This is a genomic window from Pseudomonas sp. LBUM1670, from assembly GCF_059695695.1.
This window is the reverse complement of sequence record NZ_CP166783.1, coordinates 5,052,777-5,077,120: the sequence shown is the minus strand read 5'-3', so window position 1 is coordinate 5,077,120 and position 24,344 is coordinate 5,052,777. Positions and strand designations below refer to the sequence as shown.

Sequence of the window (24,344 nt, the reverse complement as noted above, 5' to 3'; positions counted from 1 at the left end):
GGGTAGAGCTGTCAGGTTGCTCTGGAGCGAGTAGCCGATCCGGGTTTTGAAGGTGAATGTTCCACCGCCTTCGCGAGCAAGCCCGCTCCCACAAGGTTTGTGTGATATCTGTAGAAATGGGCGTGTCGATAAATAAGCTACAAGAACGGCACCGGCGGTCTGCGTTTGTTAAGGGTCGACCACCAGAACACCCATCCCAGCACCCTGATGTTTTCTTCTTCGATTTGCGGAGGTCTGAATACCTCATCCGGGTAATCGGCGCTGTTGTGGCTGCGCATGCGAATCGCGTTGCCCGGTACCCGGCTCAGGTATTTGATGCGCAACATGCCGTCGTGTTCGATGGCGTAAATTTCTCCGTCGACGATTTGCGTGAGCCCGCGGTCGATGGCGACGATGGAGCCGTCTTCAATTTTTTCGGCCATGCTGTTGCCCACCATGCGGGCGCAGATGGCATCGGCGTGAATGATTTCCAGGGAGTCGAGATCGCTGCGCGGCAGGCGGATCGATTCGCTGGGGTCTTTGATGACGTGGGTTTTGTCGGAGCCAGGCGTGATGGCCGTTTCTTTGTAAAAGGGCAGTTCGATATCGATTGGCTCGATCACCCGATAGGTGCCCCGGATCGACTGGGCGTCGAAGGTGTTGCCGGATGCATCGATCAGATGCAATTCCCTGGCGTCTTTCGGTCCTTCGCCGGTTTTCAGCCATTCGGTGTTCACGGACAGTCTTCTGGCGACATCCTCCATGCGGTAGTCGGGCACTCCGCGGGCATACCAGTTATGGACAGTTTGAGGGTCGGGAATGCCCAGGAATTCGGCAAATCTCGTTGTCGTGATTTGGAACTCTTTCAGGAGCATTCTGAATCGTGGGCCGCAGGTTTTGTTCTTTTTCATAAACACGAGTCTAGCCGTGCGGCATAAGGCTTTGATTCAACAAAACGATCAAATCTGGCGTGAAATTTAAGTCCTGATGTAAGACGTCTTTTGTAAAAATTAAACAAGAAAAAACCGGTTTGCCCGCCAGTTAAACCTACCGTTGAATGTGATATTCAAACGCCCACAAAAAACCCCGGATCAACCGGGGTTCTTTGTTATAGCCGTTCGTGAGAAGCGGCGATCAGCCTTTATAGGCAGCAACCGACTTGGTGATCGCGTCGCGGGCGGCATCTGCACCGGCCCAGCCTTCGATCTTCACCCATTTGCCTTTTTCGAGATCTTTGTAGTTCGCGAAGAAGTGCTCGATCTGCTGAATCAGCAGCGGTGGCAGGTCGGTGTATTCCTTCACGTCGACGTACAGCTGGGACAGCTTGTCGTGTGGGACTGCGATGACTTTGGCATCGCCGCCGCCGTCGTCGGTCATGTTCAGGATGCCGACCGGACGGGCGCGGATCACGGAGCCTGGAGCAACCGGGTAAGGGGTCACGACCAGCACGTCGAGGGGATCACCGTCGTCAGCCAGGGTGTTCGGGATGTAACCGTAGTTGGCCGGGTAGAACATCGGGGTGGCCATGAAACGGTCAACGAACAGGCAATCGCTGTCTTTGTCGATTTCGTATTTGATCGGCGCGTGGTTGGCCGGAATCTCGATCGCGACGTAGATGTCGTTCGGCAGGTCTTTGCCAGCCGGAATCTTGCTGTAGCTCATTGGGCGGTGCCCCCGTTAGTTGACCAAAAACACTTGGCCGGATTGACCAAAAAGTGGCGGCGATTATAGGCATATTCCGCCGATGACGCCACGTACCAGAGGTCGTGTAGACCTTAGTCGTGTGCCTGATAGACCGGGTTATGGGCCTGAAGTTGCTTCAGCCGCGTCAACGGGTCCTGCCGGTAAAACAGCTTCAGCTGTTCATACACCTGAGGATACGCCTCGTGCAGCAAATCCGGGGCGCTGAAGAAGTATTCGCTGGTGACAGCGAAAAACTCGGCGGGATTTTCCGCGGCGTAGGGGTCGATGGCGGTTTCGGCGTCCGGATTGCGCTCCAGTTGCCGGTCGAGGTCGTCGTAGGCTTCTTGCATGACCCTGGCCCAATCGCTGACGCGCATGTCGGCGTGCAGCGGTGGCAGGCCGTTGGCATCGCCGTTGAGCATGTCGAGTTTGTGCGCGAGTTCGTGGATCACCAGGTTGTAGCCTTCCCAGCCGCCGCTGGCCATCACGCCGGGCCAGGCGAGGATGATCGGGCCTTGCTGCCAGGCTTCACCGCTGTGTTCGCCGTCCCATTCGTGCTCGACGCCACTGGCGTCGCGATGGCGCTGCGGGCTGAGGAAGTCGTCGGGGTAAAGGACGATTTCGTGAAAACCCTGATACCAGTTCAGATCGCCCAGGTTCAGCAAGGGCAATTGCGCCTGGGCGGCGAGCAGCAAACGTTGCTCCTGATGGAGTTCGACGCCGGGCAGGGCGGTCAGGTGTTTGTCTTCGAGGAACAGCACACTGGCTTCGCGCAGCCACTGGTCTTCAGTTGCGCTGATGCCGTCGAGAAAACTCAGGTGATGACGGACCCGCTGCCACATGTCGTCGGCAATCGGGTGTCTGGCCAGGATGCGCCGGCGCCGCCAGGCGCTGAGCGACCACATCGCTCAGCGTGGTTCGGCTTTGGACGCGTTGCTGCCGAAGCGGCTGCGGACCACACCGATGATCATCGGCACCAGCGACAGCAGAATGATTCCGACCACCAGCAGCGACAGGTTTTGCTTGATGAACGGGACGTTGCCGAAGAAGTAACCGAGGGTCACCAGGCCGCCCACCCAAAGGAGGGTGCCAAGGACGCTGAAGGCAAAGAAACGCGGATAAGGCATCTTCCCTACACCTGCGACGAACGGTGCAAAGGTGCGGATGATCGGCAGGAAACGCGCCAGGGTCACGGTTTTACCACCGTGCTTATCATAGAAGTCGTGGGTTTGTTGCAGGTAGTCGCGACGAAAGATTTTCGAGTTCGGGTTGCTGAACAGACGTTCGCCCGCCGTTCGTCCGATGATGTAGTTGGTGCTGTCACCGAGAATTGCCGCGAGCATCAGCAAGCCGCCCAGCAGTACAGGGTCCATGCCGCCACCGGCCGCCACAGCGCCAGCGATAAAGAGCAGGGAGTCGCCCGGCAGGAAGGGCATCACCACCAGGCCGGTTTCGCAGAAGATCACCAGAAACAGAATGGCGTAGATCCATGGCCCGTAGTTGTTTACCAGCAAGTCGAGGTAGACATCGAGATGCAGGATAAGGTCGAGCGGGTTGAAATCCATGGAGGGCACCTGTGGTGACGGCGAGACTCAGCAGGCCTGTGCGGATGAATTCGCTTAAGGCTACTGACGAGTGTAGTTTTTCTTGCAAGCGGAAAGGTCGGCATTATACGGGCTGAAAAGTGAAAAGCGCGTCGAGTTTGTAGCGGGGGATGTCGCGCAAGACCGGCGGCGCGGTGTGCTTTTTTTGTAGGAGCGAAGCTTGCTCGCGAAAGCTTCGCTCCTACAAAAGTTTAGCGAGGTCAGAGCTCGTCGCTGATCGGCAACACGTAGTTCTTGAACTCGGTGTCTTCCTTGAATCCGATGGACTCGTAGGTTTTCTGTGCGATTTTGTTGTCGCTGCTGGTGGATACGCGCATGCGCACGGCATTGGTTTCCTTGGCCATTTTTTTCGCGGTACGCATCAGGTTGTCTGCGACTAACTGACGGCGGGCGTCTTCAGCGACATAGATGTCATTGAGGATCCACACGCGTTTAAGCGAAAGCGACGAAAAGCTCGGGTACAGCTGACAGAAACCCATCAGTCTGTTGTCGTCGTCATCGGGCAGGGCCAGGTAGATCACCGATTCCTTGCGACGCAGACGTTTTTCGAGGAACGCCCGGGACGAGTCCGGATACGGCAGGGAGCCATAAAACTCGCGATATTTGACGAACAACGGGGTCAGCAGGTCCAGATGTTCGAGGGTCGCTTGAATAATCCGCATCGATAGGTCTCGTCTTCAAGTGGCTGTCTTCACGTGCTCTGACGGCGAACGGTTCTTCACTCGGGCAGCCGTGTTTGGATCCTGCCTGAAATCGAATCAGAAACGCAATGCGGAAACGGTTCAGGCATTCGGCGGAATCAGTAGGAAATTACCTTTCATGTCCGCACCTGCGTCCGACTCCAGCGTCTGAAGCTGCGCTTCGTCCTTCAGGTTAACCCCCGACAGCTGCCGCCGACAGGCTTCACGCATCAGATAAAGCAAACGGTGTGCCGCCATGCCATAACTCAAGCCTTCCAGTCGCACATTGGAGATGCAGTTGCGATAAGCATCCGTCAGGCCGACCTTTGGATTGTAGGTGAAATAGAGTCCCAGGCTGTCTGGCGAGCTGAGGCCAGGGCGTTCGCCGATCAGGATCACCACCATTTTTGCGCCCAGCAGCTCACCGATTTCATCGGCCACCGCGACCCGGCCTTGCTCTACCAGAATCACCGGCGAAACCGTCCAGCCATCGACTTCGATCTGCTCTCGCATGCGCGCAAGGAAGGGCACGGTGTGACGGTGCACAGCCAGTGCCGACAAACCATCGGCCACGACAATCACCAGATCAACGCCGCCGGGATGGGCTGAAGCATGGTTGCGCAAGATTTGCGCCGACTCATCGCTCAATTTCCGCCCCAGGTCAGGGCGCTGCAAATAACTGTCCCGGTTTGTGGCGGCGCTGTGCAGGAGCACACTTTCGTATCCGCATTCGGCCAATTGCGAGCTGAGCCCAGCATGATCGAAGGGCAGATGCACCGCGTCCCGGGCCTGGGCGTGGGCGTACTGGAAATCCAGCTGCGCGCGGGTGGGCATGCTGATCCCGGTGCGGCCCAGTGCAATTCGCGCCGGGGTCAGGCGCCGCAGTTCCAGCAATGGATTTTCTGAATCAACAGGCGGTTTATCCATCTCGACACTCATCCCAGTTGCCCCATCGCTTGGCGGAAGGCGGGCGGCAGGCTGTCGCCGAAGTGAATTTTGCCGTCTGCCTGGGTGAAGATGCCCATTTTTGCCAGCCACTGTTCGAATTCCGGTGCCGGCTTCAGGCCCAACGTTTGTCGGGCATAGAGCGCGTCGTGGAACGAGGTGGTCTGGTAATTGAGCATGATGTCGTCGGAGCCGGGGATGCCCATGATGAAGTTGATCCCGGCCACGCCCAGCAGGGTCAACAGGGTGTCCATGTCGTCCTGATCGGCTTCGGCGTGGTTGGTGTAACAGATGTCGCAGCCCATCGGCACGCCCAGCAATTTGCCGCAGAAGTGGTCTTCCAGACCGGCACGGATGATCTGTTTACCGTTGTAGAGGTACTCCGGGCCGATAAATCCTACGACGGTGTTCACCAAAAACGGTTTGAAATGTCGCGCCACGGCGTAGGCGCGGGTTTCGCAGGTCTGTTGATCGAGGCCGTGATGGGCGTTGGCCGACAGGGCACTGCCCTGGCCGGTCTCGAAATACATCAGATTCTGCCCGAGCGTGCCGCGATTCAGGCTCAAACCGGCGTCGTAGCCTTCCTGCAAAATGTTGAGGTTGATGCCGAAACTGGCATTGGCCGCTTCGGTGCCGGCGATCGACTGGAACACCAGGTCCAGCGGAACGCCGCGATTGATCGCTTCGATGGACGTGGTGACGTGGGTTAACACGCAGGCCTGTGTAGGAATTTCGTAGCGTTGGATGATTGCGTCGAGCATTTCCAGCATCGCGCAAATCGAGGCAATGCTGTCGGTGGCCGGGTTGATGCCGATCATCGCGTCGCCGTTGCCGTACAGCAGCCCGTCGAGAATGCTCGCCGCGATGCCCGCCGGTTCGTCGGTGGGATGGTTGGGTTGCAGGCGTGTGGACAAGCGTCCACGCAGGCCCATGGTGCCGCGAAATTGCGTGACGACGCAGATTTTCTGCGCAACCAGCACCAGGTCCTGCACGCGCATGATTTTCGACACGGCCGCGGCCATTTCCGGCGTCAGTCCGGGGGCGAGGGCGCGCAGGCTCTGTTCGTCGGCGGCATCGCTGAGCAGCCAGTCGCGGAATCCGCCCACCGTGAGATGGCTGACCACGGCGAAGGCTTGTTTGTCGTGAGTGTCGATGATCAGTCGGGTGACTTCATCGGCCTCATAGGGAATCAGCACTTCCTGCAGGAAATGCGTCAGCGGGATATCAGCCAGGGCCATTTGCGCGGCCACACGCTCGCCATCGTTGAGGGCGGCGACGCCGGCCAGGAAGTCGCCGGAGCGCGCCGGGCTGGCCTTGGCCATGACCTCTTTGAGGCTGGCGAAGCGATAGGTCTGGGCGCCGACGGAATGGGCAAATGTGGCCACGGTGTCCTCCTGGTCTCTACAAGTCTTGATAACACTGAACAAACCTGTGGGAGCGGGCTTGCTCGCGAATGCGGTCTGACATCCAGCAGATGTGGTGACTGATACTCCGCATTCGCGAGCAAGCCCGCTCCCACAATGGGATCTGTGTGCACTTCAATAAAGCAGGCGCCGGGCAATCAGCCCGGCGCCGGTGCAATTCAGACGCCTTCGAGCATCGCATCCGCAGGCGCATCGAAGCGCTGTTTGGCGGTCAGTTGGAAATACAAATAACCGGCCGCCATGAACCCGAGGAACACGCAGCCGATCAGTGGGTTGAACCACGCCATCGCCACCAGGCACACCACCGCCAGGAACAGCGCGATGCCCGGTACGATCGGGTAGCCCGGCGCGCGGAAGCTGCGTTCCAGGTTCGGCTCGGTTTTACGCAGCTTGAACAGGCTCAGCATACTGATGATGTACATCACGATGGCGCCGAATACCGACATGGTGATCATTGCAGCCGTCAGGGTCATGCCTTGCAGATTGACCAGGCCGTCGCTGTAGATCGCCGCGATGCCGATCACGCCGCCGGCCAGAATGGCGCGGTGCGGGGTCTGGAAGCGCGACAGTTTTGCCAGCGAGCGAGGCAGGTAACCGGCACGGGCCAGGGCGAAGAACTGGCGCGAGTAGCCGAGAATGATCCCGTGGAAGCTCGCCACCAGCCCGAACAGGCCGATCCAGACCAGCATGTGCATCCAGGTCGAATTGTTGCCGACCACGGCTTTCATCGCCTGCGGCAGCGGGTCGTTGATGTTCGACAGCTCGCGCCAGTCGCCCACGCCGCCGGCCATCACCATCACACCGATCGCGAGGAACACCAGCGTCAGAATGCCGCTGACGTACGCCTTGGGAATCGTGCGTTTCGGGTCCTTGGCTTCTTCAGCCGCCATCGCCGCGCCTTCAATGGCGAGGAAAAACCAGATCGCGAACGGGATTGCCGCAAAGATGCCGGGTATTGACGCCATCGTGAAGTCGTTGGAGCCCGACCAGCCGTTAAGCACGAAGTTACTGAAGCTGAAGCCCGGCGCGACCACGCCCATGAACACCAGCAACTCGGCGACGGCCAGTACGGTGACCACCAGTTCGAAGGTCGCAGCGATGCTGACGCCAAGGATATTCAGGGTCATGAAGAGGAAATAGGCGCCAACGGCTGCGATCTTGGGGTCAAGTTCCGGGTATTGCACGTTTAGATAAGCACCGATGGCCATCGCAATGGCGGGTGGCGCAAAGACGAATTCGATCAGGGTGGCGATGCCGGCGATCAACCCGCCTTTCTCGCCAAAGGCCCGCCGGCTGTAGGCAAACGGCCCGCCAGCGTGGGGAATGGCGGTCGTCAATTCGGTGAAACTGAAGATGAAACAGGTGTACATCGTCGCCACCATCAACGCGGTGACGAGGAAACCCAGGGTGCCTGCGGTGCCCCAGCCGTAACTCCAGCCAAAGTATTCGCCGGAGATCACCAGGCCGACGGCAATGCCCCATAAATGCAGGGTGCCGAGTGTGGGTTTGAGCTGTGTGGAAGAAGTCATAAGTCCTCGCTGTCTTTTTTATTGTTTGATCTGTTGGACTTTCGGGAACTGCATTTACTGTAAAACGGGCACGCAAAGCCCGTGCCAGAGCGGCAGGGCGATGTTTTGATGTTGTCTTTAAGGAAGCCTTCGCGAGCAAGCCCGCTCCCACAGTGGACTTGTGTCGGCCCATCCTTGTGGATTCACCACAAAACCCCTGTGGGAGCGGGCTTGCTCGCGAAAGCTATTTGAAGGGCGACACAGAACTACCTGTATCGCCTCCGGTTTTTAGAAGAAGCCCAGCGGATTGATGTCGTAGCTCACCAGCAGGTTTTTGGTCTGCTGATAATGATCGAGCATCATTTTGTGGGTTTCACGACCGACGCCGGACTTTTTGTAACCGCCGAACGCGGCATGCGCCGGGTACAGGTGGTAGCAGTTGGTCCACACGCGACCGGCCTTGATGGCGCGGCCCATGCGGTAGGCGCGGTTGATGTCGCGGGTCCAGAGACCGGCACCGAGGCCGAACTCGGTGTCGTTGGCGATGGCCAGGGCTTCGGCTTCGTCCTTGAACGTGGTGATGCTCACCACCGGGCCAAAGATTTCTTCCTGGAACACGCGCATTTTGTTGGTGCCCTTGAGCAGGGTCGGCTGGATGTAATAACCGGTCGCCAGGCTGCCCTCGAGTTTTTCGATCTTGCCGCCGGTCAGCAGTTCGGCGCCTTCGCCCTTGGCGATTTCCAGGTACGAAAGAATTTTGTCGAACTGTTGCTCGGACGCCTGGGCGCCGACCATGGTGTCGGTGTCCAGCGGGTCGCCACGTTTGATTTGCAGGACTTTCTTCATCACCACTTTCATGAAATCGTCGTAGATCGACTCTTGCACCAGTGCGCGAGACGGGCAGGTGCAGACTTCGCCTTGGTTGAAGAACGCCAGCACCAGGCCTTCGGCAGCTTTCTCGATGAAGGTTTCTTCAGCTTGCATGATGTCGGCGAAGAAGATGTTTGGCGACTTGCCACCCAGCTCCACGGTGGACGGAATGATGTTTTCGGCGGCGCATTTCATGATGTGCGAGCCGACCGGGGTCGAGCCGGTAAAGGCGATCTTGGCGATGCGTTTGCTGGTGGCCAGGGCTTCGCCGGCTTCTTTGCCGTAGCCTTGCACGATGTTCAGCACGCCTGGCGGCAGCAGATCGCCAATCAGTTCCATCAGCACGGTGATGCCCAGCGGGGTTTGCTCGGCAGGCTTGAGCACCACGCAGTTACCGGCCGCCAGGGCCGGGGCGAGTTTCCACGCAGCCATCAGGATGGGGAAGTTCCACGGGATGATCTGCCCGACCACGCCCAGAGGTTCGTGAATGTGATAGGCCACGGTGTTGCCGTCGATCTCGGCAGCGCTGCCTTCCTGCGCGCGGATGCAACCGGCGAAGTAGCGGAAGTGGTCAGCGGCCAGCGGGATGTCGGCGTTGAGGGTTTCGCGAACGGCTTTGCCGTTGTCCCAGGATTCGGTGATTGCCAGCAGTTCCAGGTTCTGCTCGATGCGATCGGCGATTTTCAGCAGCACCAGCGAGCGAGCCTGGGCGGACGTGGCGCCCCAGGCATCGGCAGCGGCGTGGGCAGCGTCCAGGGCCTTGTCGATGTCTTCGGCCGTGGAGCGCGGGAATTCGGCAATCGGTTGGCCATTCACTGGCGAGGTATTGGTGAAGTACTGACCTTTGACAGGCGCGACGAACTCGCCGCCGATGTAGTTACCGTATTTGCTCTTGAACGAAACGATAGCGCCTTCAGTACCGGGGTGAGCGTAACGCATGATGTTTTCTCCTTGGCTTTTGTATTTATTAGAGAGGCGCATGTGCGCTTGCTATAAGCGTAGAGCAAAGGTCGGGCCACTGCCTTGCAGGTCAGTAGAATCAAGGCCTTGCGAGATTTTTGTCGGACGGGCGGGCGGCGTCTGTGACGCTTTCGGTACGGTGACAGTGACACTTTGTACCGCTTGTGGCACAGCGTGTGACTGGTCGGTCTTGCCAGCATTGCAATGCGCCGATGGCTGGAGGATGCTGGGCCAACATTGCCATCAGGTATTCCTCTGTGGCGAGGGAGCTTGCTCCCGCTGGGTTGCGAAGCGACCCCAAAATGTTTGCCGATACATGATTGGCGAGCGCTTCGCACTCGAGCGGGAGCAAGCTCCCTCGCCACAAGGTATGTGTCAGCCTCTTTCAGGGGCAGCACAGCTCTCGGGGAGAATAATAAGAAATGCACGACAACCATTTGAGTCGCCATGCCCAGCAAGTGCTGACCGTGACCCAGGGAAAATCCCACTTGCACGGTCCCGGCAGCGATCCGTCCATCGCCCGTTCCTGGCTGCGCTGTCTTGAGGACTATCACCTCGACCCCGCCCTGACCATGGCCCCGACGGTGCTGGAACATGGCCGCGTCCTCGAAAGCCGTGAACGCCTGCAACAAGTGCTGCACATCGCTGGCAACGAAATGAGCAGCCTGCATCAGCAACTCTCCGGCGCTGGCCATGCGGTGCTGCTGACCGATGCGCGCGGGGTGATCCTCAACTGCGTGACCGCGCCCGCCGAGCGGAAGATTTTCGAGCGCGCCGGTCTCTGGCTCGGTGCCGACTGGAGCGAAGCCTGCGAAGGCACCAATGGCATCGGCACCTGCCTGGTGGAACGCCAATCGCTGACCATTCACCAGGACGAACACTTTCGCGGCCGCCACACCGGCCTGACCTGCTCGGCGAGCCCGGTGTTCGACCCGCATGGCGAACTGCTGGCGGTGCTCGACGTGTCCTCGGCACGGCATGAGGTGTCGCGGCAAAGTCAGTTTCACACCATGGCGCTGGTCAATTTGTCGGCGAAGATGATCGAGAGCTGCTATTTCCTGCGTTACTTCGACAATCAGTGGTTGCTGCGTTTTCACCTGCAGGCCGAATCCGTCGGGCTGTTCAGCGAAGGGTTGCTGGCGTTCGACGGGGAAGGGCGGATCTGTGCGGTCAACCAGAGTGCGCTCAACCTGCTGGGGCATGTTCGCGGCGGACTGCTGGGCAAACCGGTCGAGACGTTTTTCGACTGCTCGCTGGATGAGTTGCTGGGCCGCGCGAGTGTGAATGCCAGCGCCAGTTGGCCGTTGCGCACCCGTGACGGACGAAGTCTGTTTGCCGTGTTGCGCGGTCAGCCGCGCAGCATTCCTGTGCCGGTGGTGCAAAGCCCGGTGGTGGCGGAACCTTCGCGTTTGTCGGGCATTTGCCTTGGCGACAAAGGGTTGCAGGAGGACTTCCGCAAATCCCTGCGCGTCTTCGAACGGGACGTACCGCTGCTGATCAACGGCGAAACCGGATCTGGCAAGGAAGCCTTCGCCAAAGCCGTGCATCAGGCCAGTCAGCGGGCGGAAAAGGCCTTCGTCGCGCTCAATTGCGCGGCTATTCCCGAAAGCCTGATCGAGAGCGAACTGTTTGGCTATCGCGGCGGCAGCTTTACCGGTGCGCGCAAGGAAGGCATGCGTGGCAAGTTGCAGCAGGCCGATGGCGGGACGTTGTTTCTGGATGAAATTGGCGACATGCCCCTGGCGTTGCAGACCCGGCTATTAAGAGTGCTTGAGGATCGGCAAGTGGTGCCGATTGGCGGCGAGCCGGAATCGGTCAATGTGCGGATCATCAGCGCCACTCACCGTAATTTGCTGGAGCGGGTGCAGGACGGCAGCTTCCGCGAGGATTTGTACTATCGGCTCAATGGGTTGGAAATCGCATTGCCGGCGTTGCGCGACCGCAGTGATAAATCGCAGTTGCTCGATTTTCTGCTGGCGCAAGAGGCGGGCGGGGAGACGGTGCTGATTGATGAGCCGGCACGCCAGGCGTTGCTGGGTTTTGCCTGGCCCGGAAATGTGCGGCAGTTGCGCAATGTGTTGCGTACGCTGGCGGCGTTGTGTGACGGCGGGCGGATCGGGCTGGAGGATTTGCCGGCGATGATTCGTCAGATGCGACCGATGCCGATTGTTGCCGTTGAACAGCCTTCCGAACATCCCCTGAATGATGTCGAGCGGCTGGCATTGCTGAATGCGCTGGAGCAAACCCGTTGGCATATGACCCATACCGCCGAGCAACTTGGCGTCAGCCGTAACACCCTTTATCGAAAACTGCGTAAACACGGGATCGCCCGGTAAACCGCGCCGCCGCCATTCGCGAGCAAGCCCGCTCCCACAGGGGCGCGCGGTCCTTGTGGGAGCGGGCTTGCTCGCGAAGGGGGCCTCAAGTCCGAAACACAAGGTGCGATTTTCGCCTCCCTACGCTAACCTGCGGCCATGTTTTACGAGGTCGACTATGCACATTCATATTCTTGGTATCTGCGGCACTTTCATGGGTTCGATGGCGGTTCTGGCCAAAGAGCTGGGCCATCACGTGACCGGCTCCGATGCCAACGTCTATCCACCGATGAGCACTCAGCTTGAGGCTCAGGGCATTGAGTTGACCCAAGGCTATGATCCGGCGCAACTCGATCCGGCCCCGGATCTGGTGGTGATCGGCAACGCCATGTCCCGTGGTAACCCGGCAGTCGAATACGTGCTGAACAAAGGCTTGCCGTATGTCTCCGGCCCGCAGTGGCTGGCCGATCATGTGTTGCAGGATCGCTGGGTCCTGGCCGTCGCCGGCACGCACGGCAAAACCACCACCAGCAGCATGCTCGCCTGGGTGCTGGAGCACGCGGGCATGAGCCCCGGCTTCCTGATCGGCGGTGTGCCACAGAATTTCTCGGTGTCGGCGCGTCTGGGCGGCACGCCGTTCTTCGTGATCGAAGCCGACGAGTACGACAGTGCGTTCTTCGACAAGCGCTCCAAATTCGTTCACTACCGCCCGCGCACGGCGATCCTGAACAACCTGGAATTCGATCACGCCGACATCTTCCCCGATCTGCCCGCCATCGAGCGGCAGTTCCACCATTTGGTGCGGACCATTCCAAGCGAAGGCCTGGTGATCCATCCGACCACCGAACCGGCGTTGCAGCGTGTGATCGAGATGGGCTGCTGGACCCCGGTGCAAACCACCGGCGCTGGCGGTCAGTGGCAGGTCAAGTTGCTGAGCGAAGACGGTTCGAAATTCGAAGTGATGTTCGAAGGCGTCGCTCAAGGCGTGGTCGAGTGGGACATGACCGGTCAACACAACGTTGCCAACGCCTTGGCCACCCTGGCGGCGGCGCGGCATGTCGGTGTCGTTCCGTCCATGGGCATCGCCGCGTTGAGTGCGTTCAAAAGCGTGAAGCGCCGGATGGAAAAAGTCGCGGACGTGCGTGGTATCACCATCTACGACGACTTCGCTCACCACCCGACGGCCATCGCCACGACCCTCGACGGTCTGCGTAAACGCATTGGCGACGCACCGTTGATCGCCATCATCGAGCCGCGCTCCAATTCCATGAAGCTCGGCGCTCACCGCGATGGTTTGCCGGAAAGCGTGGTCGATGCCGATCAGGTGATCTGGTACGCACCGGCCAACCTTGGCTGGGACCTGGGCGCTACTGCGGCGCTGTGCACGGTGCCGTCGATTGTCAGCGATTCCCTGGAAGGCATTATCGAGCGCGTGAAAAGCCAGGCTCAGCCCGGCACTCACGTGGTGATCATGAGCAACGGCGGCTTCGGCGGCCTGCACGGCAAACTCGCCGAGGCGCTGCAATGAACAACGGCCCGGAACGCATCACGCTGGCGATGACCGGCGCTTCCGGCGCCCAGTACGGTTTGCGCCTGCTGGACTGCCTGATCCGCGAAGACCGCGAGGTGCACTTCCTGATCTCCAAGGCTGCGCAACTGGTGATGGCCACCGAGACGGACGTAACGTTGCCGCCGAAAACCCAGATGATGCAGGCCTTCCTCACCGAATACACCGGCGCTGCCGCCGGGCAGATTCGGGTGTACGGCAAGGAAGACTGGATGTCGCCGGTGGCCTCGGGCTCCGGCGCGCCGGCAGCGATGGTGGTGGTGCCGTGTTCCACCGGAACGCTGTCGGCTATCGCGACCGGTGCCTGCAACAACCTGATCGAACGAGCCGCCGACGTCACGTTGAAGGAGCGTCGCCAGCTGATTCTGGTCCCGCGCGAAGCGCCGTATTCGAGCATTCATCTGGAGCACATGCTCAAGTTGTCGAACATGGGCGTGACGATCCTGCCAGCATCGCCGGGCTTCTATCATCAACCGCAAACCATCGATGACCTGATCGACTTCGTCGTGGCGCGGATTCTCAACCTGCTGAACATTCCGCAAGACATGCTGCCGCGTTGGGGCGAACACCATCTGACCAGCGATGAATAAGTTGCTGATGATCGTGCTGGCGCTGCAACTGGCGGGTTGCGCCACGGTGCGCACGCTGGATGCCGCGAAACCTGGGGCGCCGGTGGTGTATGCGGGGACGCGGCTGGATTTGTATGCCATGAATGGCGGTTGTTGCGCGATGGACCGTTTCGGTGCGGAGGCGCCGAGTTATCCTGGCGTTGATCTGCCGGCCAGCGCGTTGCTGGATACGCTGTTGTTGCCGTTGTCGGTGCTGACAGTGATCGGGGTGAGTTTTCAGGCGACCGGCGGGTTGTAGTTTTCGGCTTTAAATCGGTGTTGCGCCATTCGCGAGCAAGCCCGCTCCCACATTAGACCGAATTGTCCAGACGAACTCGGTCTAATGTGGGAGCGGGCTTGCTCGCGAAGGCGTCCGTTCAGGCACCAGAGATTTATTTACCTAACTTCCTCAACTCATCCGACTCAACAATCCGCAGCCCATCCTGCTCTTCCAGCGCCAGTCGCCACATCGCGCGGGCCAGTTGGCAGGCTTCGATGCCGCGATATTTGCCAGGGATCAAGCGGGACAACGGCCCGACGAATTGCTCGGCCGTACGCGGTTCAATTCGCTCGCCCAGCAGGAACGAAGGCCGACAAATGGTCAGTTGCGGCCAGTTTTGTGCACGCAATGCGTATTCCATCTCGCCTTTAACCCGGTTGTAGAAAATCGAGGATCGGCGATCGGCCCCCAGGGCGCTGATCACGATCAAGTGCCGCGCGCCCATTTCCCGCGCGCGTTTGGCGAAGGCCACCACCATGTCGAGATCGACCGCGCGAAACGCCTGTTCCGAGCCCGCCTGTTTGATCGTGGTGCCGAGACAGCAGTAGGCGATGTCGACGCGACCGTTCAGTTGCGGCAGGAACGCCGCCGGCTCGCCGACCGGGTTTTCCAGATGGGGGTGCTCAGCCAACGGCCGGCGTGAGGGGGCCAATACGCGTGTGATCGTAGGCTCGTTGAGCAGGCGATCGAGCAGGTGTTCACCGGTCAGGCCGGTAGCTCCGGCCAGCAATACATGCTGAGGCGTCAAGTACATAGTGTTTCCCCCTTGATACTGTTCAGCTTAGTTGCTCTTTGCATCCTTGCTGCCGGTAGAGACACTTTGTAGCGCTTTTCGTGCCTGCTGTTTGCGTAACAGCTGCCAGTGGGAGAGAACGGTTTTCGGTGCCCAGATCTGCGGTTCAGAGGCTTCGAAGCTGTCTGCCAGTTCCCGCTCGGCCACGGTGGCCTTGGCCAGCTTGAAAGCTTGTTCCAGGTCGTCGGTCTGATTCAGGGCCTGGGCGAACAGCGCATCGCCAAAGTAGGTGAAGTTGGCTTCTTCCGAGCACCCGAACGACACGCGGTCGGCGCGCGAGGCGGTCATGATCAGGGTGCGTTCGTCCTTGAGGGCGGGAATGAAACCACCGGAGTAGCAAGACGAAATCACAACGATCTTGTCGCGGTTTTTCAGCGGCGCGAGCACGGCAGCGAGTTCGTCGGCCGGCAGATCGGACAGTTCCATGCGCGGCTGGTCGAGCACGAGTTCGTGTTCGCTGGTGCCGTGGCTGGTCAGGTAGATGAAGATCAAGTCTTCCGGACCGCTGCGTTCGGCCAGCGTCAGTGCGGCGCGGCGCAGGTTTTCCCGGGTCGCCATCGGCCGGTCGACAAGGTGATCGCGATGGTTCACCAGGCGAATCTGGCCAAACGCACCGAAGCGGCTACTGAGCATGTTGCTGACGTAATCGGATTCGCGCAGGAACACGCTCTGCTTGCCGTCACCGCCGAGGGTCAGGGTGTACAGCTCGATCGCCGGGGTCGAGGCGGGCACGTTGGCCAGTGCGTCATCGATCAAGCGCCCCTGGGCGAGCAAGCCGAGTTCGAGGCTGTCGGGCAGCAGTTTGCCGTCGGCATCGCGCACTCGCTGGCCATTGACCCAGGTGCCGCTCTGCACCGTGCCATCGGTCAACACCAGCGTGCCGCGACCTTGATAACTGTCACCGTCGAATTTGCCGATGTAGAAGCTGCCGTCGGGCAGGTTCAGCCGGCCTTGACCGGTGAAACGCCAGTCGCTGAACTGACCGGTGTAGTGGCTGCCGTCGGCACCGATCAACTCGCCCTTGCCGTTCAGCGAGCCTTCCTTGAATTGGCCCAGCCAGACATCGCCGTCGGCATTCTCGTAGCGGCCCTTGCCGTGCAGTTGGTTGTTCTTGAAGCCGCCGACGTAGATGTCGCCGTCAGCGCTATTGAAGGTCCCGTTGCCTTCCAGCTGGCTGTCCTTGAAGTGCCCGGTGAACTGGTTGCCGCTGGCGTCGCTGCGCTGGCCTTCGCCGTTGGGTTTGCCATGGGCGAACTGACCTTGATACGAACTGCCGTCCTCGAGTTCCAGACGGCCGAGCCCTGAATACTGATCGGCCTTGAATTCGCCGCGGTAGGTCATGCCGTTTTCTTTGAGAGTGCCTTCGCCTTCGCGCCGACCCGCCTTGAAGCCGCCGGTGTAGCTGCTGCCGCTGGTGGTCAGTGTGCCCTGGCCGTCGAACAGACCCAGGTTGAAATTCCCGCGATACACTTCGCCGTTGCTGCCGTGCCATTCGCCCTGACCATGCCATTGGCCCTTGTCGAAACTGCCGGCGTACCAGCTGCCGTTCGGGTAATCGACGCGGCCCTGGCCTTGCAGCAATCCGTTGACCAGGTCACCGCGATAGCGTCCGCCGTCCGGCAGGCGGGCGTCGGGAGGCAACAGCGATTCGCCGTCACCGCACGCGGTGAGCAATAGGGTCAGTGCGAGAAGTGCAAGTGGGCGCATAGCGGGATCCGGGCAATTAGGCGACCGAGTATGCCGCAGCTCTATGACCTTATACAGAGAGGGAAATAGAGAGAGGTCGCGAAACAGCATGAGCTGCTTCGCATCCGGGAGGGTTTACACGAAGCAGAGTGACAACGGCTCGGCGATATAGGCCGGTTTTTCCGAGCCTTCGATCTCAAGCGTGGCGGTGACCTTGAGCAGCCATTGGCCGGGTTTCTTCTCGGTGACTTCGGTCAGATCGACCTTGAGTCGCACTTTTGAGTTGACCTTGACCGGCTGAATGAACCGCACGCTGTCGAGGCCGTAATTGACCACCATCTTCAAGCCTTCAGGCAGGATGAGGATGCCTTCCATCAGTTTGGGGATCAGCGACAGCGACAGGAAGCCGTGCGCAATGGTGCTGCCAAATGGCGTTTGCGCGGCTTTGACCGGATCAACGTGGATGAACTGATAGTCCCCCGTGGCTTCAGCGAACAGGTTGATGCGGTCCTGATCGATGGTAAGCCATTCGGAACGTCCAAGTTCCTTGCCGACGTAATCTATGAGCTCTGCAGCGGGAACATAGGGCATTGAGACTCTCCTTCGGTTCATCATTTTATAGTTTTGAGGTGGGGGGATTTGACCTCCCGGATTACCACTTTAGATCAACATGGCAAATTGCTCCGGTCAACTGTTCATGCTTTTGGCGAATGCCGATCCATAGCTTCGGCATGCTTATAATGCCGGGCGCGAATTTGCAGGGGAGAGGACGGATGCTGTTACGGGGCCTGACCTGGCTGGTGTTGTTCCAATTGCTGGGCACAGCCATCAACCATTTGTTTTTGCCGGTGCTGCCGGGGCCGATCATTGGCCTGCTGCTTCTGCTGGTGTACCTGATCTGCCGTGGCCAGGTGGGCGAACCGTTGAACCTGGCGGCCAGCAGCCTGCTGCGTTACCTGCCGTTGCTGCTGGTGCCGCCGGCTGTGGGCGTGATGGTTTACGCCAGGGACATTGCCGCGGACTTCTGGGCCATCGTCGGTGCGCTGGTGTTGTCGCTGTTGTTGTCCATGGCCTTCGCCGGTGTGCTGATGCAGCGCATGGTCAAGCGCCACGCGCACCGCGAGGACCCGCAATGATCTTCGACTGGCAAGGCGCCTGGACGTCGGTAATTCATCATCCGTTGTTCGGCATCGGCATCACCCTCGGCGCTTATCAGCTGGTGCTGGCGGCGTTCGAGAAAACCCGCTGGATCTTTCTGCAGCCGGTGCTGGTTTCCATGCTGTTGGTCATTGGCGTATTGGTGGGCTGCGGGCTGACATACGCCGAGTACCGCAAGAGCACCGAGATCCTCAGTATTTTGCTCGGCCCCGCCACGGTCGCGCTGGCCGTGCCGCTTTACCTCAATCTGCGGCGGATCCGGCAGTTGTTCTGGCCGATATTTACTACGCTGGTGATAGGCGGTGTGGTCGCCACCGGCATGGGCGTGTTGCTGGGCTGGTCGTTCGGTGCCGAACACATGATCCTGATGACCATGGCACCGAAGTCGGTGACGTCGCCGATTGCCATGCTGGTGGCCGAGCAGATTGGTGGTGTAGCGGCGCTGGCGGCGGTGTTTGTGTTGATTACCGGCGTGATCGGGGCGATCTTTGGGCCGAGCCTGCTGAACCGGCTCGGCGTCCACAGCCCCGAGGCGCGCGGCATGGCGCTGGGCATGACCGCCCATGCGGTCGGCACGGCGGTAGCCATGCAGGAAAGTGAAGAATGCGGCGCCTTCGCGGCGCTGGCAATGAGTCTGATGGGCGTGGCCACGGCGGTGTTCCTGCCGTTGGCGGTGTCGATGGTGGTGTAAGGAAATGTCTATGAGCTTGCCGCTTTTCCCGCTGAACACGGTGCTGTTTCCTGGCTGCATCCTCGACTTGCAGATCTTCGAGGCGCGCTACCTGGACATGATCAGCCGCTGCATGAAACAGGGCGGCGGCTTCGGCGTGGTGTGCATTCTCGATGGCGAAGAAGTCGGCATTGCTCCGGCGGGTTATGCGCTGGTCGGTTGTGAAGCGCTGATTACCGACTTCAAGCAGCAGGACAACGGTCTGCTGGGCATTCGGGTGCAGGGCGGACGGCGTTTTCATGTGTTGCGCACCGAGGTTCAGCGCGATCAGTTGACCGTCGCCGAGGTCGAGTGGCTGGAAGACGAGCCTGAGCAACCGTTGCAGGACGAGGATGCCGACCTCGTCGCACTGCTCAAGGCCCTGGCCGAACACCCGATGGTTGAAGCGTTGAACATGGGCACTGAAGCGACCGGGCAACAATCGCTGGCCAATCAGTTGGCCTACCTGCTGCCGTTCGCCGAAGTGGACAAGATCGACCTGCTGCAACTCGATGATCCGCAGCAACGACTGGATGCGATCCAGGCGCTGCTGGATGAATTGCAGGGTGAATTGTTCGCCTGACGAACGCTAAAAGATCGCAACCTTCGGCAGCTCCTACACAGGTAAGGCGTACACCTGTAGGAGCTGCCGAAGGCTGCGATCTTTTGATCTTCAATAGGCATACCGCAACATCGCATGCGGCAAATGCCGCAACGCAAAGAACCCGAACATCGCAACCATTGCCGGCAGAACCAGCCACCAAACCCTGGGTGGCATGGCGTTGAGTGGCGTCTGGCGCTGACTCAGTCCAAGGCTCGCCGCACAGAAGCATGCCGCCAGCATTGCGCCGGCCAGCACGTCCGTTGGCCAGTGCGCACCGAGGTAGACGCGCGACGAGGCAATCGCCAGCGCCGGCAGGCAACCCACCAACAACCAGGTCAGACGCATCCGCGGCGGTTGTCCGCGGCCGGCCAGAACGGCGAGGGTCAGAAACAGCGCGAAGGAGCCCGACGCGTGACCGCTGGGCATGCTGTAGCTCACCAGCGGATCACTTAACACTTCCGGGCGCACGCGGGCGAAAAACTGTTTGGTGAATGTATTGCCGAGCGCGGTGCAGAGCAGGGTGCTACCCGCGAAAATCGCCTGTCGCCATTGCCGGGTCAGCAGCAGCAAAGCGGTCAGCAGGGCACTGAGCAGCAGCATGTTGCGGAACTCGCCAATCAGCGTGAAGGTGACGGCGACTTCGTCGAGCGTCGGGCTGCGGTGTTCCTGCACCAGTGTCATCACGCCCTGATCGAGGGCGGTCAGGTGCGGGTAGCCGATAAACAGGCCAGCCAGGATCAGAAAACTCATGACGGCAATCACGATCGTCGCTTTGCGATGACGGCGCAGGCTGCTGGTCACGCTCAAGCCCAGCATCACCGCGATGCTGCCGGCAACGACCCCGGCCTCAGGCCAGAAGCCTTCCGGCAATGGCAAGCGAATTGCGGCACCCGTGGCCCAGCCGGGCAACAGATAGGCGACGCTCCAACCGGCCGTAGCCAGCAGACTGACAGCGACGAAGCGCGGGAAGGGCATGTCGAACATCCCGGCAACCATCGGCAGCATCGGCCGCAACGGCCCGATGAAACGCCCGACCAAAAGACTGGCAATGCCATAGCGCTGGAAGTAAGCCTCGGCGCCGGCGATCCATTCCGGGTGATGGCGCAGGCCGGGCAGGCGCCGGATGTTCTGATGGAAATGTCGCCCTACGAAGTAGGACACGATATCGCCCAGCACGCCGGCGACGAATCCCAGCAGCAATGTTTCGCTCAACGACAGCGCGCCGCTGCCGGCCAGCACCGCGACGGCAAACAGCAACACCGTGCCGGGCACGATCAGTCCGGCAATCGCCAGGCATTCCACGAAGGCCACAATGAATACTGCCGCGGCCAGCCATTGCGGGTTGACCGTCAACCATCCAGTCACGCTATCGAGCCATGGGCCCATAAAAACAACTCCATTGAATAATCAATTGGCCCCAAGGGCCGAACGCAATCTTCAAAACACCACCGAACCCCTGTGGGAGCGGGCTTGCTCGCGAAAGCGGTGTGCCAGTCGACATCAACTTCGACTGACACACCGCTTTCGCGAGCAAGCCCGCTCCCACAAGGAATATGTTCCGTCATCAAGTCAGCAAAAAATAATCGCGCCCTTCGACCTGCCCCCGCCGCAGCGGGTTCCGCGTGCAATACGGTGCGTAGGCGGCGTCGACAAAGCGGTACATCAAATGCTCATCGCGCCCATGAGGAATGCCCAGGCGCGTGGTTTGAATGATGTGGCCAGGGGCCGGGCCGACATCTTCCACCCGCAGCACTTCATGATCGAAGCGCTTGGCGTCCCAGACCGGCACCTTCAAACCCAACGCCTTGCACAACAGCGTTTGCCCGGCGCAAAGCTTTTGCGAAGGGCGAGGGCGGCCTTGGGTATCAGGATTGTTCAACAGCATCTGCGCCAGGCTCGCCGGCCCGCTCAACTCATCGACCCACGGATAAGCGGATTTGATCAATACCGCATTGCCCGGGCCTTGAGCGCTGAAATTCAGCGAATCGCCGCCCCGGGCGTAATACATATAGATGTGACCGCCATCCAGAAACAAAGCCTTACGCTTTTCCGTGTAGCCGAGAGAGGCATGGCTGCCTTTTTCTTCGAAGTAATAGGCTTCGGTCTCGATGATCCGGGCACTGAGCCACAAGTCGCCTACCCGATGACGGATGACTTTGCCCAGTAAATTCCGGGCCAGCGTTTGCGCATCCCGGTCGAAAAACGCGTCCGGGAGCCCGGTGGGCAGGCTCGCAGCAGGCGCACGAACAGTCAGATTGGACATGATGAACGGCATTTATCAAAGCTGATTGAGTCGTGATGATAACAATTTGCAGCTTAATCACGGCTGAACGTCGGCAAATTGCCCTCCATTTCGACCATCCGCCCGTCACCGCTGTTAGTCGGGAGACGCGACAGCTATAATCTGCCGCTTTCCTCTTTACCAAGACCACAGTAGACAATGACTGAGTCCGTTCCCGACTACATGACCCGCCTGGGTCGCGCCGCTCGCGAAGCGTCGCGCATCATCGGCCGTGCCAGCACCGCGCAGAAAAACCGCGCCTTGCAGGCGGCTGCCAATGCGCTGGACGCTTCGCGTGCCGAGCTGACGGCAGCCAACGACCTGGATCTGGCCGCGGGTCGCGCCAATGGTCTGGAACCTGCGCTGCTGGAGCGTCTGGCGCTGACCCCGGAACGCATCGACGGCATGATCGTCGGTTTGCGTCAGGTGGCAGCGTTGCCGGACCCGGTCGGCGCCATTCGCGACATGAGCTTCCGTCCGTCGGGGATTCAGGTCGGCAAGATGCGCGTGCCGTTGGGCGTGATCGGAATCATCTACGAATCCCGGCCCAACGTGACCATCGATGCCGCCAGTCTGTGCCTGAAGTCCGGCAACGCGACCATCCTGCGCGGCGGCTCCGAGGCGATTCATTCCAACCGTGCCATTGCTGCCTGCATCCAGCGCGGTCTGGCCGAGGCCGATCTGCCGGCCGCTGTGGTTCAAGTGGTCGAAACTACCGACCGTGCGGCTGTTGGCGCGCTGATCACCATGCCTGAATACGTCGACGTCATCGTGCCCCGTGGTGGCCGTGGGCTGATCGAGCGCATCAGTCGTGACGCGCGCGTTCCGGTCATCAAGCATCTGGACGGCATCTGCCACGTTTACGTCAGCGCCCACGCCGATTTGCCGAAAGCCCAGCGCATCGCCTTCAATGCCAAGACCTACCGTTATGGCATCTGCGGTGCGATGGAGACGCTGTTGGTGGATCAAACCGTTGCAAAGGATTTCCTGCCGTCGATGGCTGCACAGTTCCGCGAAAAAGGCGTCGAGCTGCGTGGTTGCGAGCGCACGCGGGCGATCATCGATGCTGCGGTGGCCACCGAAGAAGACTGGAACACCGAGTACCTGGCGCCGATTCTCTCGATCCGTGTGGTCGACGGGCTGGACCAGGCCATCGAGCACATTAATCAGTACGGCTCCCGTCACACCGATTCGATCGTCAGCGAAAACCTCGCAGACACCCGGCGTTTCGTCGCGGAAGTCGATTCGTCGTCGGTGATGATCAATACGCCGACCTGTTTCGCCGATGGCTTCGAATACGGATTGGGTGCCGAGATTGGCATTTCTACTGATAAGCTGCACGCCCGTGGCCCGGTGGGTCTCGAAGGCCTGACCTGCGAGAAGTACATCGTGGTCGGTGATGGCCAGTTGCGCGGCCAGGCGTCGGTCTGACTTGGGCGACCTTAATCCGTCGGCTCCGGTCACCGCCAGCGAACCTGCGCCTCGACGTATCGGCATGTTGGGTGGGACGTTCGACCCGGTGCACGTCGGCCATTTGCGCGGTGCGCTGGAAGTCGCCGAATCGCTGGCGCTCGATGAGTTGCGACTGACACCCAGTGCCAGGCCGCCTCATCGCGGCACGCCGCAGGTGTCGGCGAAGGACCGTCTGGCGATGGTCAAGTGCGCGGTGGCCGGTGTGGCACCGTTGGTGGTGGACGCCCGCGAATTGCAGCGGGACATGCCGTCCTACACCATCGATACCCTGAAACTGATGCGTGCCGAACTGGCCGCTGAAGACCAGGTTTTTCTACTTTTGGGCTGGGACGCATTTTGCGGCCTGCCCACTTGGCACCGCTGGGAAGAGTTGCTCCAGCATTGCCACATCCTGGTGCTGCAACGCCCGGATGCCGACAGCGAACCGCCGGATGCCTTGCGCAACCTGCTGGCAGCGCGCTCGGTGAGCGACCCGCTGGCCCTCAAAGGGCCGAGCGGACAGATTGCATTCGTCTGGCAGACACCGCTCGCGGTATCCGCCACCCAGATCCGTCAACTGCTGGCCAGCGGTAAGTCGGTACGTTTCCTGGTGCCCGACGCGGTCCTGGCCTACATCGATGCGCACGGACTCTACCGTGCGTCGAACTGAAAAAGGGTGCGCTTCAAGGCACGTGAATGCGTGTAGCGAAGCGCCCGAACATACGAGCAAAACGAGTTTTATATGACTGACAAAGACGTAGCTAAAGTAAAGCGCAAAGGCACATTCAAGAGCGCCCCCCTGCCAGTAGAAGCTCCAACCGGCCCTGAGCTGGCTGGCGAAGAGCTGGTCAAGGTTGCCGTAGCAGCCCTGGAAGACGTCAAGGCCCAGGACATTCAGGTCATCGACGTTCGTGAAAAGCAGAGCATCACTGACTTCATGATCATCGCCACCGGTACGTCCAACCGCCAGATCGGCGCGATGCTGGACAAGGTTCGCGAAGCCGTCAAAGCCCAGGGCGTCAAGCCGCTGGGTGAAGAAGGCAAGGGCGACAGCGACTGGGTGTTGCTGGATATGGACGACGTCATCGTGCACATGATGACCGCCTCGGCTCGCCAGTTCTATGACCTGGAACGCCTGTGGGCCGGTGCAGAGCAGAGCCGTTCGGCCAGCGCTGCGCATCACAGCCCGGAAAACACCCATGAGCATTTCACCAAGCTCAACAAAGACCAGCAATAAG

General features: G+C 60.1%; 24 protein-coding genes. 10 read left to right on the top strand and 14 right to left on the bottom strand.

Annotation, left to right across the window (positions count from 1 at the left end; genetic code table 11):
* Positions 1-137: 137 nt before the first annotated feature.
* The 9 genes from ACA073_RS23200 to exaC form a co-directional block, all read right to left on the bottom strand.
* Positions 138-890: a S24 family peptidase gene (locus tag ACA073_RS23200; protein WP_497399783.1), complete on the bottom strand. Its 753-nt coding sequence runs from the start codon at positions 888-890 to the stop codon at positions 138-140.
* A 223-nt stretch (positions 891-1,113) separates the two neighbouring features.
* Positions 1,114-1,641, bottom strand: a complete 528-nt coding sequence (gene ppa, locus ACA073_RS23195; RefSeq protein WP_008052339.1) for an inorganic diphosphatase — start codon at positions 1,639-1,641, stop codon at positions 1,114-1,116.
* 113 nt (positions 1,642-1,754) lie between these two features.
* A complete protein-coding gene (locus ACA073_RS23190; protein WP_497399780.1) occupies positions 1,755-2,567 on the bottom strand; it encodes a M90 family metallopeptidase in 813 nt (270 codons plus the stop codon).
* Positions 2,568-2,570: 3 nt separating this feature from the next.
* Entirely contained in the window at positions 2,571-3,227 is a 657-nt protein-coding gene (locus tag ACA073_RS23185) for a DedA family protein (protein WP_497399778.1), read from the bottom strand.
* 239 nt (positions 3,228-3,466) lie between these two features.
* Entirely contained in the window at positions 3,467-3,928 is a 462-nt protein-coding gene (locus tag ACA073_RS23180; protein ID WP_461953054.1) for a GNAT family N-acetyltransferase, read from the bottom strand.
* Positions 3,929-4,048: 120 nt separating this feature from the next.
* On the bottom strand, positions 4,049-4,873 hold the full coding sequence (eutC, locus tag ACA073_RS23175; RefSeq protein WP_497399776.1) for an ethanolamine ammonia-lyase subunit EutC: 825 nt from the start codon (positions 4,871-4,873) through the stop codon (positions 4,049-4,051).
* Between the two features lie 8 nt (positions 4,874-4,881).
* Positions 4,882-6,276, bottom strand: coding sequence for an ethanolamine ammonia-lyase subunit EutB (locus ACA073_RS23170; RefSeq protein WP_497399774.1), 1,395 nt, complete (start codon positions 6,274-6,276; stop codon positions 4,882-4,884).
* Between the two features lie 197 nt (positions 6,277-6,473).
* On the bottom strand, positions 6,474-7,844 hold the full coding sequence (eat, locus tag ACA073_RS23165) for an ethanolamine permease (protein WP_497399772.1): 1,371 nt from the start codon (positions 7,842-7,844) through the stop codon (positions 6,474-6,476).
* A 267-nt stretch (positions 7,845-8,111) separates the two neighbouring features.
* Entirely contained in the window at positions 8,112-9,632 is a 1,521-nt protein-coding gene (gene exaC / locus ACA073_RS23160) for an acetaldehyde dehydrogenase ExaC (RefSeq protein WP_497399770.1), read from the bottom strand.
* 443 nt (positions 9,633-10,075) lie between these two features.
* On the opposite strand from exaC, the gene ACA073_RS23155 reads away from it, so the two are divergent.
* From ACA073_RS23155 to ACA073_RS23140, 4 genes are all read left to right on the top strand, one after another.
* Positions 10,076-11,989 (top strand): sigma-54-dependent Fis family transcriptional regulator, encoded by a 1,914-nt coding sequence (locus tag ACA073_RS23155; protein ID WP_497399768.1) that lies wholly within the window; start codon positions 10,076-10,078, stop codon positions 11,987-11,989.
* A 157-nt stretch (positions 11,990-12,146) separates the two neighbouring features.
* Positions 12,147-13,496 carry a UDP-N-acetylmuramate:L-alanyl-gamma-D-glutamyl-meso-diaminopimelate ligase gene (gene mpl / locus ACA073_RS23150; RefSeq protein WP_497399766.1) on the top strand — a complete coding sequence of 450 codons (1,350 nt, stop codon included), beginning with the start codon at positions 12,147-12,149 and terminating at the stop codon, positions 13,494-13,496.
* Positions 13,493-14,125 (top strand): flavin prenyltransferase UbiX, encoded by a 633-nt coding sequence (gene ubiX / locus ACA073_RS23145; RefSeq protein WP_128871424.1) that lies wholly within the window; start codon positions 13,493-13,495, stop codon positions 14,123-14,125. Before mpl ends, ubiX begins: the two co-directional genes overlap by 4 nt.
* Positions 14,118-14,402 carry a YceK/YidQ family lipoprotein gene (locus ACA073_RS23140; protein WP_497399764.1) on the top strand — a complete coding sequence of 95 codons (285 nt, stop codon included), beginning with the start codon at positions 14,118-14,120 and terminating at the stop codon, positions 14,400-14,402. Before ubiX ends, ACA073_RS23140 begins: the two co-directional genes overlap by 8 nt.
* A gap of 133 nt (positions 14,403-14,535) precedes the next feature.
* Here the strand turns inward: ACA073_RS23140 and ACA073_RS23135 are convergent, their stop codons facing one another.
* The 3 genes from ACA073_RS23135 to ACA073_RS23125 form a co-directional block, all read right to left on the bottom strand.
* Entirely contained in the window at positions 14,536-15,177 is a 642-nt protein-coding gene (locus ACA073_RS23135) for an oxidoreductase (protein WP_497399762.1), read from the bottom strand.
* A gap of 27 nt (positions 15,178-15,204) precedes the next feature.
* Positions 15,205-16,923, bottom strand: a complete 1,719-nt coding sequence (locus tag ACA073_RS23130) for a C13 family peptidase (RefSeq protein ID WP_497399760.1) — start codon at positions 16,921-16,923, stop codon at positions 15,205-15,207.
* 114 nt (positions 16,924-17,037) lie between these two features.
* Entirely contained in the window at positions 17,038-17,493 is a 456-nt protein-coding gene (locus tag ACA073_RS23125) for a MaoC family dehydratase (RefSeq protein ID WP_497399758.1), read from the bottom strand.
* 182 nt (positions 17,494-17,675) lie between these two features.
* Here ACA073_RS23125 and ACA073_RS23120 point away from each other — a divergent pair, with 182 nt between their 5' ends.
* From ACA073_RS23120 to ACA073_RS23110, 3 genes are read left to right on the top strand one after another with little or no spacing between them, the layout of a single operon-like run.
* Positions 17,676-18,038 carry a CidA/LrgA family protein gene (locus ACA073_RS23120; protein WP_461953066.1) on the top strand — a complete coding sequence of 121 codons (363 nt, stop codon included), beginning with the start codon at positions 17,676-17,678 and terminating at the stop codon, positions 18,036-18,038.
* Positions 18,035-18,751, top strand: coding sequence for an LrgB family protein (locus tag ACA073_RS23115; protein ID WP_497399756.1), 717 nt, complete (start codon positions 18,035-18,037; stop codon positions 18,749-18,751). Before ACA073_RS23120 ends, ACA073_RS23115 begins: the two co-directional genes overlap by 4 nt.
* Before the next feature lie 10 nt (positions 18,752-18,761).
* A complete protein-coding gene (locus ACA073_RS23110) occupies positions 18,762-19,352 on the top strand; it encodes an LON peptidase substrate-binding domain-containing protein (protein WP_084319700.1) in 591 nt (196 codons plus the stop codon).
* Positions 19,353-19,442: 90 nt separating this feature from the next.
* Here ACA073_RS23110 and ACA073_RS23105 read toward each other — a convergent pair whose 3' ends face one another.
* Together ACA073_RS23105 and ACA073_RS23100 are read right to left on the bottom strand one after the other, a co-directional pair.
* A complete protein-coding gene (locus tag ACA073_RS23105; RefSeq protein ID WP_497399754.1) occupies positions 19,443-20,759 on the bottom strand; it encodes a bifunctional DedA family/phosphatase PAP2 family protein in 1,317 nt (438 codons plus the stop codon).
* A 178-nt stretch (positions 20,760-20,937) separates the two neighbouring features.
* Positions 20,938-21,636, bottom strand: a complete 699-nt coding sequence (locus tag ACA073_RS23100) for a DNA-3-methyladenine glycosylase (protein WP_497399752.1) — start codon at positions 21,634-21,636, stop codon at positions 20,938-20,940.
* A gap of 177 nt (positions 21,637-21,813) precedes the next feature.
* On the opposite strand from ACA073_RS23100, the gene ACA073_RS23095 reads away from it, so the two are divergent.
* The 3 genes from ACA073_RS23095 to rsfS all read left to right on the top strand — a co-directional run bounded on the left by ACA073_RS23095 (position 21,814) and on the right by rsfS (position 24,343).
* Positions 21,814-23,085 carry a glutamate-5-semialdehyde dehydrogenase gene (locus ACA073_RS23095; RefSeq protein WP_497399750.1) on the top strand — a complete coding sequence of 424 codons (1,272 nt, stop codon included), beginning with the start codon at positions 21,814-21,816 and terminating at the stop codon, positions 23,083-23,085.
* A gap of 1 nt (position 23,086) precedes the next feature.
* Positions 23,087-23,776: a nicotinate-nucleotide adenylyltransferase gene (gene nadD, locus ACA073_RS23090; RefSeq protein ID WP_497399748.1), complete on the top strand. Its 690-nt coding sequence runs from the start codon at positions 23,087-23,089 to the stop codon at positions 23,774-23,776.
* A gap of 72 nt (positions 23,777-23,848) precedes the next feature.
* On the top strand, positions 23,849-24,343 hold the full coding sequence (rsfS, locus tag ACA073_RS23085; protein ID WP_461953072.1) for a ribosome silencing factor: 495 nt from the start codon (positions 23,849-23,851) through the stop codon (positions 24,341-24,343).
* Position 24,344 lies beyond the last annotated feature (1 nt).

Excerpts from the sequence above, each read along its gene's own strand:
- ACA073_RS23200 (WP_497399783.1), bottom strand. The coding sequence starts at position 890 with ATGAAAAAGAACAAAACCTGCGGCCCACGATTCAGAATGCTCCTGAAA.
- ppa (WP_008052339.1), bottom strand. The coding sequence starts at position 1,641 with ATGAGCTACAGCAAGATTCCGGCTGGCAAAGACCTGCCGAACGACATC.
- ACA073_RS23190 (WP_497399780.1), bottom strand. The coding sequence starts at position 2,567 with ATGTGGTCGCTCAGCGCCTGGCGGCGCCGGCGCATCCTGGCCAGACAC.
- ACA073_RS23185 (WP_497399778.1), bottom strand. The coding sequence starts at position 3,227 with ATGGATTTCAACCCGCTCGACCTTATCCTGCATCTCGATGTCTACCTC.
- ACA073_RS23180 (WP_461953054.1), bottom strand. The coding sequence starts at position 3,928 with ATGCGGATTATTCAAGCGACCCTCGAACATCTGGACCTGCTGACCCCG.
- eutC (WP_497399776.1), bottom strand. The coding sequence starts at position 4,873 with ATGGATAAACCGCCTGTTGATTCAGAAAATCCATTGCTGGAACTGCGG.
- eat (WP_497399772.1), bottom strand. The coding sequence starts at position 7,844 with ATGACTTCTTCCACACAGCTCAAACCCACACTCGGCACCCTGCATTTA.
- exaC (WP_497399770.1), bottom strand. The coding sequence starts at position 9,632 with ATGCGTTACGCTCACCCCGGTACTGAAGGCGCTATCGTTTCGTTCAAG.
- ACA073_RS23155 (WP_497399768.1), top strand. The coding sequence starts at position 10,076 with ATGCACGACAACCATTTGAGTCGCCATGCCCAGCAAGTGCTGACCGTG.
- mpl (WP_497399766.1), top strand. The coding sequence starts at position 12,147 with ATGCACATTCATATTCTTGGTATCTGCGGCACTTTCATGGGTTCGATG.
- ubiX (WP_128871424.1), top strand. The coding sequence starts at position 13,493 with ATGAACAACGGCCCGGAACGCATCACGCTGGCGATGACCGGCGCTTCC.
- ACA073_RS23140 (WP_497399764.1), top strand. The coding sequence starts at position 14,118 with ATGAATAAGTTGCTGATGATCGTGCTGGCGCTGCAACTGGCGGGTTGC.
- ACA073_RS23135 (WP_497399762.1), bottom strand. The coding sequence starts at position 15,177 with ATGTACTTGACGCCTCAGCATGTATTGCTGGCCGGAGCTACCGGCCTG.
- ACA073_RS23130 (WP_497399760.1), bottom strand. The coding sequence starts at position 16,923 with ATGCGCCCACTTGCACTTCTCGCACTGACCCTATTGCTCACCGCGTGC.
- ACA073_RS23125 (WP_497399758.1), bottom strand. The coding sequence starts at position 17,493 with ATGCCCTATGTTCCCGCTGCAGAGCTCATAGATTACGTCGGCAAGGAA.
- ACA073_RS23120 (WP_461953066.1), top strand. The coding sequence starts at position 17,676 with ATGCTGTTACGGGGCCTGACCTGGCTGGTGTTGTTCCAATTGCTGGGC.
- ACA073_RS23115 (WP_497399756.1), top strand. The coding sequence starts at position 18,035 with ATGATCTTCGACTGGCAAGGCGCCTGGACGTCGGTAATTCATCATCCG.
- ACA073_RS23110 (WP_084319700.1), top strand. The coding sequence starts at position 18,762 with ATGAGCTTGCCGCTTTTCCCGCTGAACACGGTGCTGTTTCCTGGCTGC.
- ACA073_RS23105 (WP_497399754.1), bottom strand. The coding sequence starts at position 20,759 with ATGGGCCCATGGCTCGATAGCGTGACTGGATGGTTGACGGTCAACCCG.
- ACA073_RS23100 (WP_497399752.1), bottom strand. The coding sequence starts at position 21,636 with ATGTCCAATCTGACTGTTCGTGCGCCTGCTGCGAGCCTGCCCACCGGG.
- ACA073_RS23095 (WP_497399750.1), top strand. The coding sequence starts at position 21,814 with ATGACTGAGTCCGTTCCCGACTACATGACCCGCCTGGGTCGCGCCGCT.
- rsfS (WP_461953072.1), top strand. The coding sequence starts at position 23,849 with ATGACTGACAAAGACGTAGCTAAAGTAAAGCGCAAAGGCACATTCAAG.